Source organism: Glutamicibacter sp., from assembly GCF_050701915.1.
In the GTDB taxonomy this organism is placed as follows: Bacteria; Actinomycetota; Actinomycetes; order Actinomycetales; family Micrococcaceae; genus Glutamicibacter.
On sequence record NZ_JBOGEG010000041.1, the window covers coordinates 1 to 14,401 of the forward strand.

9 protein-coding genes are annotated in these 14,401 nt (G+C 58.7%); 2 read left to right on the plus strand and 7 right to left on the minus strand.

The genetic code is table 11. The features are described from left to right. Positions 1 to 57: 57 nt before the first annotated feature. The 5 genes from ACRDT3_RS16825 to ACRDT3_RS16845 all read right to left on the minus strand — a co-directional run bounded on the left by ACRDT3_RS16825 (position 58) and on the right by ACRDT3_RS16845 (position 9,034). On the minus strand, positions 58 to 1,545 hold the full coding sequence (locus tag ACRDT3_RS16825) for a sensor histidine kinase (RefSeq protein ID WP_431494082.1): 1,488 nt from the start codon (positions 1,543 to 1,545) through the stop codon (positions 58 to 60). 9 nt (positions 1,546 to 1,554) lie between these two features. Continuing rightward, positions 1,555 to 6,348 (minus strand): NAD-glutamate dehydrogenase, encoded by a 4,794-nt coding sequence (locus tag ACRDT3_RS16830; RefSeq protein WP_431494083.1) that lies wholly within the window; start codon positions 6,346 to 6,348, stop codon positions 1,555 to 1,557. 125 nt (positions 6,349 to 6,473) lie between these two features. Beyond that, positions 6,474 to 7,721, minus strand: coding sequence for an AAA family ATPase (locus ACRDT3_RS16835; RefSeq protein WP_431494084.1), 1,248 nt, complete (start codon positions 7,719 to 7,721; stop codon positions 6,474 to 6,476). Continuing rightward, on the minus strand, positions 7,718 to 8,383 hold the full coding sequence (locus ACRDT3_RS16840) for a hypothetical protein (RefSeq protein ID WP_431494085.1): 666 nt from the start codon (positions 8,381 to 8,383) through the stop codon (positions 7,718 to 7,720). The genes ACRDT3_RS16835 and ACRDT3_RS16840 overlap by 4 nt, the downstream gene beginning before the upstream one ends. Positions 8,384 to 8,473: 90 nt before the next feature. Further along, positions 8,474 to 9,034 (minus strand): hypothetical protein, encoded by a 561-nt coding sequence (locus ACRDT3_RS16845; protein ID WP_431494086.1) that lies wholly within the window; start codon positions 9,032 to 9,034, stop codon positions 8,474 to 8,476. Between the two features lie 122 nt (positions 9,035 to 9,156). Here ACRDT3_RS16845 and ACRDT3_RS16850 point away from each other — a divergent pair, with 122 nt between their 5' ends. Next, the gene (locus tag ACRDT3_RS16850; protein ID WP_431494087.1) at positions 9,157 to 9,879 is read left to right on the plus strand and encodes a LysM peptidoglycan-binding domain-containing protein; all 723 of its coding nucleotides are present in this window, start codon (positions 9,157 to 9,159) and stop codon (positions 9,877 to 9,879) included. Positions 9,880 to 9,920: 41 nt separating this feature from the next. After that, a complete protein-coding gene (locus ACRDT3_RS16855) occupies positions 9,921 to 10,445 on the plus strand; it encodes an Rv3235 family protein (protein ID WP_431494088.1) in 525 nt (174 codons plus the stop codon). On the opposite strand, the gene secA is transcribed toward ACRDT3_RS16855, so the two are convergent. Together secA and ACRDT3_RS16865 are read right to left on the minus strand one after the other, a co-directional pair. Beyond that, positions 10,442 to 13,090 (minus strand): preprotein translocase subunit SecA, encoded by a 2,649-nt coding sequence (gene secA / locus ACRDT3_RS16860; RefSeq protein WP_431494089.1) that lies wholly within the window; start codon positions 13,088 to 13,090, stop codon positions 10,442 to 10,444. The genes ACRDT3_RS16855 and secA overlap by 4 nt on opposite strands. 133 nt (positions 13,091 to 13,223) lie before the next feature. Then, positions 13,224 to 14,396: a winged helix-turn-helix domain-containing protein gene (locus tag ACRDT3_RS16865; RefSeq protein WP_431494090.1), complete on the minus strand. Its 1,173-nt coding sequence runs from the start codon at positions 14,394 to 14,396 to the stop codon at positions 13,224 to 13,226. Between the last annotated feature and the right edge of the window lie 5 nt (positions 14,397 to 14,401).

The following is a 14,401-nucleotide window of genomic DNA, read 5'->3' on the forward strand; positions in this document are numbered from 1 at the left end:
CGTCAAACACATTGTGTTTGACGCGCCTCTCCTTTGTTGCGGCTAAGCCACCTGTTCCTAGGCTGTACGGTGGTCAAGATCCAATGGCATGTCGATTGCCACCTTGGTCCCGCCCTTCTCTCCCTGCAGCCAACGAATTTCACCCGATAGCTCGCTGGTGACCAAGGTGCGCACAATCTGCAGCCCAAGTCCCTCGCGGCGTGGTTCTTCTGGCAGGCCATGGCCATCATCTTCAATGACGACGCGCAGCCAATCCTTGCTATCAGCACCCTTGTAGCGTTCAGCAACCAGCGCCACCTCGCCATCACGATGAGCCAATCCATGTTCCACGGCATTGGTCACCAATTCGTTGATCACCAGCGACAGTGGTGTCGCCAGATCAGCGTCAAGCATGCCGAATTCGCCCTCACGACGAGTGGAGACGCGTTGTTCCGGAGATGCGATTTCCACGATGAGCCGGAACTGGCGATCCATCAGATCATCGAATTTGACTGTCTCATTCAACCCCTTGGACAGGAAGTCGTGAACCGAAGCGATGGTGGAGACTCGTCGCATGGCTTGCTCCAAGCCCTGCTTGCCGTCCGCCGAACTCATCCTGCGGGATTGCATGCGCAACAGTGCCGCGACAGTTTGCAGGTTGTTCTTCACGCGATGGTGGATTTCACGGATCGTAGCGTCCTTGGTGACCAGTTCCTTTTCTCGACGGCGCAGTTCCGAGACATCGCGGCACAGCACCAGTGCACCCCAGCGCTTTGATTCGTTGCGCAGCGGAATAGCACGCAAGGAAAGGGTGACTCCGCGGTGTTCCACTTCGGTGCGCCATGGCATCTTGCCTTGAAGGACCAGTGGAAGAGTTTCGTCGACAACACGACGGTCGCTGACCAGTGCCATTGTCAGATCAGCCAGTGGCTGGCCCTGGAGGACATCTGCTGCGCCTAGCCGGCGGAAAGCTGATACAGCGTTGGGACTGGCGAATTCGACGGCTCCATCAACGTTTAGGCGGATGAATCCGTCACCGACGCGTGGGGCGCCACGGCGGGAGCCGGTAGGGCTGGCGAAATCCGGCCACAACCCTTGGGTCCCCATCTGCAACAGGTCATCGGCGCTTTGCCGGTAGACCAATTCCAGGTTGCTGGGTGTGCGGGACTGGTTTGGGTCAAAGTGGGAAGTGATGACCGCAACCGGTTGGTTCTGGCGCACCAGCGGAATTGCCTGCACCGTGGTCAACCCCATGATGATATCTTTGCCGGCTTGTTCGGCCGAGCGTTGCACTTGCTTGGTTTCCCAGGCGCGGTCCACCATGATGCGCAGATCTTTCCGGATCCGTTCGCCCACAAAGTCGCTATGGAACGCGGTATGCGAGGTGGAAGGGCGCACGTGGGCTAAAGCCGTATAGGAACCGTCCCCGGTGGGGAACCAGAGCACCAGGTCTGCGAATGCTAGATCCGAGACCAGCTGCCAGTCCCCCACCAGGAGGTGGAGCCAATCCTCATCACCGGGCGCTAGTGCAGCACGTTGACGTAATTCTTCGGTGATGAGGGCCATTAGCGGTGTTTACCTTCGGACGATGGAACGCAAGAGGCGAAGTGCCACGGACAGTGAGGCCATGTCGTCTCGTTCCAGGCTGTTCACTTCCGCGAACATAGTCTTCGCACGATCAAGGTTAGCCGCGTTTGCTTCTTCCCATGCCGCAACACGCTCTGCTGGGTCCGCAATATCACCGTGGGCGTCCAAGATGTTGCCGGTCAGGTCGATGATCGTGGTGTACAGATCATCGCGCATTGCGGCACGAGCCAACGCCTGCCAACGATCCGAGCGAGGCAGGTTGGTGATGCGGTTCAGCAGGCTGTCCACACCGAACAAGTCGTAGAGCACGTAGTAGGTTTCTGCGACCTTGACCGGAGCGGTCCCGGTGCGGTGCACATACTCTGCCACGTCCAGCAGTGCGTAGGATTCGAACTGAGTCGCCCACATGCTGGCACGACGTTCCGGGATCCCCTGGGCAATGGCTTCTTCTCGCCATTCCTGGAAACGCTGCAGGTCGGTGCCGCGAACCAAGGTTGGCAGCGCCTGACGCAGTTCGGTAACCGTTGCTTCGTAGCGATTGACCGCTTCGGTGACCAGCAGCTCCTGATCGACGCGGTTGATGAACCAACGGGTGGCACGATCGAGCAGGCGGCGCATGTCGTGGTGCTGGCGGCCCCAGTGTTCCAGATCAGTTCCGGCAGGCTGTGCATTGATTGCATCGAACTGGCGGTCGAAACCGTAGATCTCACGCAGCGCGCAGAAGACCTTGGCAATCTGGACTTCGCTGGCGCTGGTTTCCTCCATGGCACGGAAAACGTAGGTGATGCCACCCAAGTTCACAATGTCGTTGGCAATCACGGTCGCGATGATTTCACGGCGCAATGGATGGCTTTCGAGCTGATCCCCGAAACGCTCTACCAACTTCGTTGGGAAGTAGCGGCGCAGGGTCCGGGCGAAGTAGGGATCATCGGCCAAATCGGACTCGGTTAGGGCGTTCGCCAACTGGATCTTCGCGTAGGCGGCCAGCACCGACAGCTCTGGGGTGGTCATCGCGTCACCAGCAGCACGGCGTTCTTCCAGCTGTTCCGCGCTTGGCAAGAACTCCAAGCCACGGTTCAGGTCAGCATGGGCTTCCAGCCACTGCATCAAGCGCTCGTAGGCTGGAGTCCAGGTCAGTGCCGCATGCTTCTCATTGAGCAGCAGCACGTTCTGCTCGAAGTTGGTCGTCAGCACCAGATCACCGATGTTATCGGTCATCGAAAGCAGGAACTCGGTGCGTTCAGCCTCAGTGAGGTTGCCTGCCTTGATCTGGCGGTCCACGAAGATCTTGATGTTCACTTCGCGGTCAGAGGTGTCCACGCCAGCAGAGTTGTCAATGGCGTCGGTGTTCAGCAGGACGCCCTTGCGGGCTGCCTCAATACGGCCCAACTGGGTCATGCCCAAGTTTCCGCCTTCGCCAACAACCTTCACCCGCAGATCGGCACCGTCGACGCGGATGGCGTCGTTGGCGCGGTCGCCGACCTGCCCGTGGGTTTCGGCAGCAGACTTCACATAAGTACCAATTCCGCCGTTGTAGAGCAGGTCTACCGGTGCCGAGAGGATGGCCTTGAGCAGTTCGTTTGGGCTCAACTTGGTGGTGCTGGCGTCCAGACCCAGGACCTCGCGGACCTCGGCGCTAACCGGCACGGATTTGAGGCTGCGCGAGTACACGCCGCCGCCGGCCGAGAGCAGTTCCTTGTTGTAGTCTGCCCAGCTGGAACGTGGCAGATCGTACAGGCGCTGGCGCTCGTCAAAAGCGACCTGGGGATTCGGGGTTGGATCAAGGAAGATATCGCGGTGGTCAAAGGCCGCCACCAGCTTCACGGTTGGGGTACGGCGCAGGCCGTTGCCGAACACGTCTCCGGACATGTCGCCCACGCCGACTGCGGTGAATTCGTCCTTCTGGGTGTCGATGCCCAGCTCGAAGAAGTGGCGCTTCACCGATTCCCAGGCGCCGCGTGCGGTGATGCCCATGCCCTTGTGGTCATAGCCCACCGAGCCGCCCGAAGCGAAAGCATCGCCCAGCCAATGGCCCTTGTCGGCCGAGATCGAGTTGGCGATATCGGAGAAGCTCGCGGTGCCCTTGTCGGCAGCGACCACCAGGTAGGAATCATCGCCATCGCGACGAACTACGTTGGCCGGTGCCTCGATGTGCTCGCCGTTTTCATCGGTAACCATGTTGTCGGTCAGCTCCAGCAGGGTGCGGATGAAGACCTTGTACGCGCCCTTGCCCTCTTCCATCCATGCGCCGCGGTCGAGTGCTGGATTTGGAAGCTGCTTTGCGTAGAAACCGCCCTTGGCACCGGTTGGCACGATGACGGAGTTCTTGACCATCTGGGCCTTGACCAAGCCCAGCACTTCTGTACGGAAATCTTCTCGACGATCCGACCAACGCAGGCCGCCTCGGGCCACCGCACCGAAGCGGAAGTGAGTACCTTCAACACGCGGCGAGTAGACCCACAGTTCGTGCTTCGGGCGCGGGAACGGCGCGAAGTCGATCTCTTCCGGCGCCAGCTTGAAAGCCAGTGCCTGGTGGGTGGTGAAGTAGTTGGTGCGCTTCGTCGCTTCGATTACCTTCACGATACGACGCAGCAAGGTGTCAGCATCCAGCGTTGGCACGGATTCCAGCGCTTCAGTGACCTTTGCGTGGGCTTTCTGCCGAGCTGCTTCCGAAGCCACGGAGCTCAGCTGCGGGTCGAAGGTGGCCTGGAACAGCTCCACAATGGCGTGGGTGACTGCCGGATTGCCCACAAGGGTGTTGGCGATGAAGCCGGTGGAGTTTGGAACACCGAGCTGCAGCAGGTAGTGGGCGTAGGCACGAAGCATCGAGACTTCTTCCCACGTAAGTCCTTCATGCAGGACCAAGGCGTTCAGGCTGTCGGATTCGGCCAGATTGCGGACCACTGCGCAGTAGGCGTCAGCCAGCTTGGCTTCCACGGCCTGGAAGTTGATCTCCTCATCAATCTTCAGACCCATGTCGTAGATGTAGCGTTCGCCGATTCCTTCAGGATTCAGCTCGTATGGGCGCTCATCGACAACTTCGAGACCAAGATGCTGCAGAACCGGCAGAATGCGCGAGAGCAGCAGTGGCTTGGTCACGTAGATCTTCATGCGCTTGGAAACAGCCGAATCTTCATCCTGCTTCTGGTCATCGTAGAAGGAGACAACCGGGCCATCGGCGTCTGGCTCGCTCAGCTCGGTGAGCAGGTCAATGTCCTTCAGCGCATCTTCGATTTCGAACTGCACCTTGTAGGACGCAGGGAAAGCTTCGGCCCAGGCATTGGACAGCGTGTTTGCATCGCCCAGTTCCAGGCTCGCGCGTGCGGTGTCAACGATGGCGTCAGACCAGGAGCGCACGGCCTTGGCAATACGATTTTCCAATGCCTTGCGGTCAACCACTGGGGCCAAGCCGTGGCGCTGCAGGCGAAGGCGGTAGAACAGGCGAACCAATGCGCCGGCACCCAGCTGTGCTTCGTATTCTACGGATTCTGCGTTGAAGCTGCGCTGCAGCTCCTGCTCCACCCGCTGGCGCACCGCGGTGGAGAATCGATCGCGTGGCAGGAAGACCATGGCCGTGACGAACCGGCCGTAGTCGTCCTTGCGCAGGAAGACCGAGGTGCGGCGGCGTTCCTGCAGGCGCAGGATGCCGTGGGCTATTTTGGTTAGCTCATCGACATCGATTTGGAACATCTCATCGCGTGGGTAGCTTTCCAGAATGGTGGTGATGTCCTTGCCCGAGTGGGAATCAGGCGCGAATCCGGTGCGCTTCAGGACAGCTTCAACCTTTTCACGCACCAGCGGAACGGTCTTCACGCTGGAGGTGTAAACGCTGGAGGAGAAAAGGCCGATAAAGCGGCGTTCTCCGTTGACTTCGCCGTTGGCATCGAAGCTCTTGACTCCGACATAGTCCAGGTACACGCCACGGTGCACGGTGGAACGGGAGTTAGCCTTGGTGACGATCAGCGCACGCTTATCGCGAGCGGTGATGCGGCCGCGCTTGGTCAGGTGCTGCGGACCCTGGTCCGCCAGATCGCGCATCAACCCCAGGCCGCTGTCTGGGCGTGCGACCAGAACGTCTTCGCCGTTGATGGTGTCCAGCGAGTAGTCGCGGTAACCCAGGAAAGTGAACTTTCCGTCGGCCAACCAGTCCAGCAGTTCCGATGCCTGCTGCACCTCGGCGATTTCTTCAGCCTTTGGAGTCTGTGGAAGGCTCTGCGCAATATCCTTGGCACGGTCCAACATGGCCGGCCAGTCCTTCACGGCAACGCGCACATCTGCCAGAACGCTGTAGAGGCGCTCAACAAATTCCTTGGCCTGCTCATCGCTGAGCTCGCGAGCCAGCTCGACTGAAATCCATGATTCGATGCGGGTTTCTGCACCGGCCGAAATCAGGGTGCTCAAATCCGAGAGCGCGGCGGTGTCGCCGCTGGCAACATGCTGCAGACCAGCGTGGCTGATCTTCGAAATTTCGCCGGTCTCAGTTTTACGGGAGACTACGAACGTCGGATGCACTACTAGCTGAATCGGTGAATTCAGCTGTACTAGTGCGGCAGTTACCGAGTCAACAAGGAATGGCATGTCATCGGTGACGATGTGGACCACTGAAATTCCGTTGTTGCGGGTAATGGCGACATTAGCGTTTTCAGCATCACGCTGATACCCGATTTCCAGATGTGCTGCCACGCGAGCTTCGAGTTCGTCTGGCCGATAAGCCGCCACGTCTTCGGTCGCAATTTGGCCATAGTACTCGCTCACCAATTTCGAGGTGAGTGTCTCATCCATGAATGATTCTGACATGCTGGATTCCGACGAGTTCAAATGAACGCCTCCAAGAACAAAGTTCGATCAACCCGCGCCTTTGCGGATCTCTAGTTTTACCCACATTACTCGGTTTTCACCTCTGAAGTTCAAGCTTCGGAGCGAATTCGACGACTATTCCGTTTCTTGGGTGAAACCGTGGATTTTATGCCGGCCAAAGACCGTATTTCCGTACGCAATAAACTCCTCGGAGCGATTTCGAGCAATGGGCTTCCGCCCAGCACCGACGCGTTGCACGCCGCACTGTCATTGGGCAGATACCCTGCGATATCGTGCGTCGGACCAAAACGGTCCCACGCTTCGATCAACCTGCGTTTCGGGCTCCGTCCGGTGCCACTGCTTCCCACCCGGTTGAAGACGATCTTCGGCTTCAATCCGGGCAGTGCTTCTTCCAGTTCGTCGATGGCGCGCAAGGCACGCGGAATTCCCAAGCTGTCCGCACGCACGATCATGAATAGCTCATCGGAGCACTGCAGCATCTCCACGGTGACAGCATTCCGCTGTGGTGCTTGAGTATCGAAACTGAGCTGTTCGTCTAATTCAATGTACGGAGCCAAATCCAATACCACGACGTCGTAGTGCACTTTGAGCAGCATGGATGCCCGGCGCAGCGCGGAGGCCCGGACTTCGGGCCATCTGCTAGCACGCGGGATCCCGGTAGCCACGCGCATGGTCGCCTCCCCGACCTGGACCAAGGAGCATGCGGCATTGAGTCGCGCCACATCCAACGAACCGGCGTCGATGGCGCGGCACAACTGCGCAATGGAGGCAGATTCGTCCATGAGCCCAAGTTGAATGGCGATGCTGGCGGCGTAGGTGTCTGCGTCCAGAAGCACCACGGTTTTTCCTGCCGCCGCAGCTTCCACCGCATAATTCAGGGCGACGGTACTACGCCCGGGAGATCCCGGGGCGCTCCAGAAGCTGACGATTCTGCCGCCTCTCCCGGTGGTGTCATCCACCGGTTCGATCTCCCCCAGCGCTCCGTCTGTTCCAGAAATATTCAATGATTGAACGACGGCCCTGATACGTCCTTCCAGATCGGCTATGGCCGTATCTGCGGGCAGATGCAAAACATCGGGCAAAGGTTTCCAGTTTTCGGGTCGATCGAAGAACATGACGACTGCTGTCTGGTGCATCAGCAACGCATCGAGCTGTTCCATCGGTGGCACCAGTTGGGCGTCGGCCACAATGAGCACGTCAGCCATTCCGGTATCGCAAGCCGCAATCGCTTCAGCGATGTCGGAGCAGACGCGGGTGACCATCAGTTCCCCGCGGTACCCTTCAATTTGCCGGACGATTTTCTCCTGCTCGCCGAGCACTACGACCGAGATACTCATTGCTCGGCCCCTGCCGGGTTGTAGACAACGATAATTCTTGATTCGTTGGCCAGCGCCTGAAGCAGCGGTTCGAGCTGGTTCGGTTCCACCAGCAGCTCCAAGTTGGTGCCGTGGGTTCCCACCAGTCCCCCGCCGCTCTCAACGCGCGCGGCAACTTCGACCATGGAGGAAAGCTTTTCCGGAACACCGTAGGTGCTGCCGCTGGTTTCGCGTTCGGCGATCCACACGTCAACAAAGCTCCCGGGTGTAATCGAAGAAGAAAGGTCTGCCGGAAGATCGACATTGACCGGCCTGCGCGATCCCAGTTCACCATGCGTAATCGAGGTGACGGGAATCAGCTCCCCGGCACTGATAAAGGTGTTCGCCCGGGCTTCCTGGCCGAGCTCGGCATCTGTGTGCAGATAGTTTTCAAGTGTTTCGCCAAGCTGGACTTCTTGAGTTTTGATGTTCTGGCTCGTCAGCTTCTCCCCGAGGGTGATATTGGTGCTGGCGACATACACCGTTGAGGTCTGGTGCAATTCGCCGACCAGGTAGACCGTTCCCGCAACTGAAGCGGTCACAAGTACCGCACCCAGTGCTAGCCGCGGGTCCTTCCAGCTAGGCCGTCGTACACGTGAAGCAGAGGTTGTCCGCGCGTCCTGGGCGATCTGTTCTGTGATCAAGGCTTCGACCTTCCGCCAGCATTGGTGCTTATGGATGGTGAGCCTACGACAACTTGGTCCTGCTGGAAAGACCTTTCGTGCACTTGTGGATCACGAAAGAATGATCGCTTCGACCCATCCGATGGCATCCAGCGGAATCAGCAATTGCGTTGAGCACTGCTGCGCCCTGGCGAATTCATCGCGAGGATGGACCAGAATAATCAAAAAGTCCTTGGCTACCTGAGTCAGCGTTCCTTCAGCCATGGAGCTGCCTGCGCGGCCAAAAATATGGCACCGCGCGCGATCCCGAAGCAACCCGCGCAGTACCGCGGAAAATTTCACCGAGCTGCCCCGCACGCGCTTTTCCACAGCAGGGGCGCGCCCTGGCGGAAGGGCGAAGGTTTCAATGGCGGCACGGCGGATGACCCACTGGGACTGTTCTGTTTCAAGGCAGATGTACTCGGTGGCGCAAGGGCCGAGCTTGGCTCGCAGTTCTGTTCCCCCTGCCAGCCGGAGGCTCAATTCATGTCCGCAGTACCGCATCAGCGTCGGCAGCAGTTCGGCAGTTGCCCGTTCAACCCTGATGTTTTCGGCAATTTCGTCACGCAGCTGCGCGCAGCTCTGTTCTGCTAGTTGAGCTTCCAAGTCGTCGAAGAGCGAATCCCACCGCATGCGCCCACTCTACGAGACTAAACATTTTTGCGTAACCCTATTCACAAAACGATCTCTAAGTGTCACTATAAACATCAAACGACATCAAATGACATCAAAACTCATCCAAGGAAGTGGTTCAGGTGTCTCGCAAACGACGAATTTTCGTGCTGATGCTCTTTTCGACAGCGTCAATGGTCATTATCTATGTGGGAATCCATTGGATAACTGATTACTTCCAGTCCCCAGGCGATAAGCGCACCACAACAGATCTCATCAGGCTTCTTGTCAGCCTTCCATTCCTCGCATTGCTCACGATTTACCTGCTGCGCGTGGCCTTAGCCCAGCTGATCCGCTGGGCGTTCACCCATGGGAAGCCGAAGCTAGCGCGGCTCTTCCAGCGAATCGCCCCCGGACTGAGCAAGAGAATTCTCGGCTCGATGCTTGGAACCTCAATCGCATTCTCCGCAGCAGCCGCAGCCTACGCCGGTGAACCGCTGACAACCTCCCTGGCACAGGCCCCGGCGGAAAACCCAATCCAAGAAATTGCCAGCTATCCAGGATCCCAGCAACCTTCCGTACCCAGCCCGCAATGGTTCCCAGAATCCGTGAGCGTTCCGCTGAGCCCGTTGGTATCCCCCGGCGCGAGGCATCCAGGCCAACGCGCGGTGCAAACCACGGAAGTCGTAGTCGCCGAAGGGCAGAACCTGTGGAGCATCGCGGCAGAACATTTGGGAGCACAGGCCACCGTGGAAGAGATTTCTGCCTATTGGCCCAAGATCTACCGACACAACGAAAAGTCGATCGGCGCCGACCCGGACCTACTACGAATCGGCACAGTACTTGAACTACCGCCAGCCAGCTAGGCCTATTCACCAACATCGCCCAAGTCCACCAAGGAGTCATCATGAGCACCATCGCCATCAGCCCCCATAGCGCCAACACCGGCTACTACCATCCGGACATCTACGCCGCTAACCTCCCCGAACCGAACCCGGCTGGCACTGCTCCGGCTCTCGATCCATGCCAGGCACCGGCTCACCTGCGTCGAGCGATGGACAATATCTTCCATCGCTCGGCCGCCTACCGCACGGAGCACCGGGCCGTCATTGAGATCTCCCACGCGGTTGCCCGTGCCGTATTCGAAATCGTGGCGGGGTACCGAACCGTCAATCAGCTGGCATTCGTGATGGAGCCATCCTGCATTGCCAAGCTCCGGCGACGGGCCCTCTTGGAAACCGAGCGCTACACGCTCGAACCGCTGCCGGGCACTGCACACGGACAGATCATCTCATTGCATCTGGACCGGTGCATTTCAGGTTCTTGGGAATGCACCGTCATTCTGGGCTTTAAATACCGCGTCCGTGCCGTGGCTCTGAAAATTGAGCCCTGGCACGGACGGTGGCAGGTGACTGATGTCGAGCTAATCTAGCTGCGCTTGGCCTTCTTGTTCTTCTTCTTGCCCGACGCTGCCTGGGCACGAGTGGTGCTGGCTTCGCCGTCTTCATCCGGGCCGGTGAACTGCAGGTTCTTCGGCTTTGCAGATTCGTCGATCGCTGGCGCGGCAGCTGCCTCGGCTCCGGTTGGGATCTCCAAGTTGAACAGGGTTCCGATGCTTTCCTCGCGGATGCCTTCCATCATGGTCTGGAACATCGTGTAGCCCTCGCGCTGGTATTCCACCAGCGGGTCGCGCTGGGCCATGGCACGCAAACCGATTCCTTCCTTGAGGTAATCCATCTCGTAGAGGTGCTCCTGCCACTTGCGACCGATGGTCGAGAGCACTACGCGGCGCTCCAGATCACGCATGGTGGAAGAACCGACAAGCTTTTCCCGCTCTTCGTACTGGTACTGGGCGTCCGAGAGGATTTCCCGTTCCAGGAACTGCGCGGAGAGATGCCCCACGCCACCGGCCTCTTCGAGAACTTCATCGAGAGTGATGCCAATCGGGTACAGCTGCTTGAGGTTGGTCCACAACGACTTGAGTTCCCAATCATCCGGGTCGCCGACCTGGGTCGCTTCCAGGACCATGGCCTTGACGACATCTTCCAGGAAGTGGCCGACCTTCTCTTCGAGGTCTCCGCCTTCCAGGATGGAACGGCGGTCAGCGTAGATCGCTTCACGCTGGCGGTTCATCACATCATCGTACTTCAGTACGTTCTTGCGCTGCTCTGCGTTGACGCCTTCCACCTGCGCCTGTGCGGACTCAATGGCGCGGGACACCATCTTGGACTCCAACGCCACATCCTCTGGCATCGATGGGTTATTCATGATGCGCTCGGCCATGCCGGAGTTGAACCGGCGCATCAGGTCATCGGTCATCGACAGGTAGAAACGCGATTCACCCGGGTCACCCTGGCGGCCGGAACGACCACGCAGCTGGTTATCGATACGGCGTGATTCGTGGCGTTCGGTGCCAAGCACGTACAGGCCGCCGAGCGCTGCAACTTCCTTCGATTCGTTGGCGACGGTTTCCTTCGCCTTGTCGAAGACTTCATCCCAGACCGTGTTGTACTCTTCCGGGTTGTTCTCGGCATCCAGGCCACGGCGTTCCATCTCAGCCACGGCCAGGAATTCTGCGTTGCCGCCGAGCATGATATCGGTACCACGGCCGGCCATGTTGGTGGAAACGGTGACCGCGTTCTTGCGTCCAGCCATCGCGACTACGGCAGCTTCGCGAGCGTGCTGCTTGGCATTGAGCACCTCGTGGCGGATGCCCTTCTTGGAGAGCAGGCGGGAGAGGTACTCGCTCTTTTCCACGCTGGTGGTGCCTACCAGAATCGGCTGGCCGGTAGCGTGGCGCTCGGCAATGTCCTCAACCACAGCATTGAACTTGGCGACTTCATTCTTGTAGATGTAGTCCGACTGGTCCATGCGGATCGCTGGCTTATTGGTAGGAATCTCCACCACGCCCAGCTTGTAGGTGCCCATGAATTCCGCGGCCTCGGTCTGCGCAGTACCGGTCATGCCCGAGATCTTGGCGTACATGCGGAAGTAGTTCTGCAAGGTCACGGTGGCCAGAGTCTGGTTCTCGGCCTTGATCTCAACGCTTTCCTTGGCCTCGATGGCCTGGTGCATGCCCTCGGAGTAGCGGCGGCCAGCCAGTGCACGGCCGGTATGCTCGTCAACGATCATCACTTCGCCGTTGACAACAACGTAGTCCTTGTCCTTCTTGAACAGTTCCTTGGCCTTGATGGCGTTGTTCAGGAAGCCGATCAGCGGGGTGTTGTTCGCTTCGTAGAGGTTATCGATGCCCAGGTAGTCCTCGACCTTTTCGATGCCCGACTCCAGCACGCCGATGGTGCGCTTCTTTTCGTCGACCTCGTAATCGTCTTCACGCTTCAGGCGCGAGACGATCTTGGAGAATTCGGTGTACCAGCGGTTCACGTCGCCCGAGGCCTGTCCGGAGATGATCAGCGGGGTACGCGCCTCATCGATCAGGATCGAGTCGACCTCATCGACGATGACGAAGTTGTGGCCGCGCTGGACCAGCTCGTCCTTGCTCCACGCCATGTTGTCGCGCAGGTAGTCGAAACCGAACTCGTTGTTCGTACCGTAGGTGATGTCCGCTTCATACTGCTTGCGGCGCTCGGCAGGTTTCTGGCTGGAGAGGATGCAGCCGCAGGACAGACCGAGGAAGCGGAAGACGCGACCCATCAAATCCGACTGGTACTGGGCAAGGAAGTCGTTGGTTGTCACCACGTGCACGCCGTCGCCGGTCAGGGCGTTCAGGTAGGCCGGCGCGGTAGCGACCAGGGTCTTTCCTTCACCGGTACGCATTTCAGCGATGTTTCCCATATGCAGGGCAGCCCCACCCATGAGCTGGACATCGAAGTGGCGCATGCCAAGGACGCGGTCCGAGGCTTCGCGAACCACCGCAAAAGCTTCTGGGAGCAGGTCATCCAACGTCTCACCGTTAGCCAAACGTTCGCGGAACTTGTCGGTTTCACCCTTGAGCTCTTCGTCCGAAAGTTCGCGAATTTCGACTTCCAACGTATTGATCGTGTCGGCGTACTTACGAAGAGTCTTCAGAATCTTCTTGTCGCCGGTACGCAAAATACGTTCTAGCAATGATGCCACGTGGTAGCTCCCAATATCTCAAGCACAGTAATTTCTGGCGTCTTCAGTCTACGTGAGGAAAACAGCACATTTGTCTATTTCAATCCCATTTGCGCTGTTCTTATAGCGAACAGCGATTTGATCAACAGGCCTTTCACAGCCCGATTTCCACTCGTTCAAGTTCCAGCCAGCGCGCCATGCGATCCAGCTCGGCTCGCAATTCAGCCTCGACGCTGGCATCGACGCCCGGCTCGTAATGCACCTGCTTTGCGTGCAGCACCGACCTGGCCCGGTCGGCCTTCAGATCCACCCGACCCACGAATTCTTCGCCGAAAAGCATCGGGAAAACGTAGTAGCCGTAGCGGCGCTGTTTTTCCGGCACATAGATTTCGATACGGTACTCGAACCCGAAGAACTTCTCCAGCCGGCGGCGGTTGAAGACCATCGAGTCAAAGGGTGAGAGCAAACGCAAGTCATGGTCGATCCTGCGCGGAATCTTGGTCCCGGCTTGCAAATAGCAGGGCTCGGTAATGCCTGCAACCTGCACTTCTTCGATGAGGCCTTCGCGTGCTTGCTGGGCGAGCTCTTCTTTGGCGTCGCGCACCGGAAGACGGAAATACTCTGCGACGCAGTGAGCGGTGGCGATGCCAAGCGCATCCATTGCACGGGCAACCAAGCGGGCGAGAGCCTCGTGCCGGTGCGGCACGTCGATTTCCGGTTGCGTGCCCACCACATCTGCTGCCAGAGCGTAACGGCGTTCAAACTGGGAGTTGCGTCCCAGCGTCAAGATCTTCGCTTGGGCGAAAAGGGACTCGGTGACGAACTTGGTGTCATTCCAATTCCATCCCCAATGCGTTTTCGCTTCGACCGGAGCAACGTCCAAGGCTTGGCTGATTTGCCGGGCGCTGGAGCCGGGATGAATGGACAGGTATTCAAGGACGCGACCCGAGAGCTCATGCTGTTCGGTGGAGAACCCAACCGACCTGTCGATCCAGGTTCGGCGCTGCCATACCCGCAGGTCTTGGATCAGTTCGGAACTGACCACCGAGGCCTCATGGGCCCAATATTCTGTGATGGGGCTGCGCGGCTTGGCCAGAAGCTGATCCAGCACGTTGGTGTCATAGGCGCCGAGCCGGGCAAACATCGGCATGTAGTGGGCTCGGCGAACCACATTCACCGAGTCAATCTGCAATTGCGCGATACTGCCGATAGCGCTGACGATTTTCCGTGCGGTGACGGCTTGTTCTTTCCTGCCCTTGGACAGGCCTTGGGCGGCCAACGCGATTCTTCGTGCCTGTTTGAGGCTGAGAATGCGTTGGCCGCCCACGCTAG

Coding starts and splice junctions, on each gene's coding strand:
- ACRDT3_RS16825 (WP_431494082.1), bottom strand. CDS start 1,545: ATGGCCCTCATCACCGAAGAATTACGTCAACGTGCTGCACTAGCGCCC.
- ACRDT3_RS16835 (WP_431494084.1), bottom strand. CDS start 7,721: ATGAGTATCTCGGTCGTAGTGCTCGGCGAGCAGGAGAAAATCGTCCGG.
- ACRDT3_RS16830 (WP_431494083.1), bottom strand. CDS start 6,348: ATGGATGAGACACTCACCTCGAAATTGGTGAGCGAGTACTATGGCCAA.
- ACRDT3_RS16845 (WP_431494086.1), bottom strand. CDS start 9,034: ATGCGGTGGGATTCGCTCTTCGACGACTTGGAAGCTCAACTAGCAGAA.
- ACRDT3_RS16855 (WP_431494088.1), top strand. CDS start 9,921: ATGAGCACCATCGCCATCAGCCCCCATAGCGCCAACACCGGCTACTAC.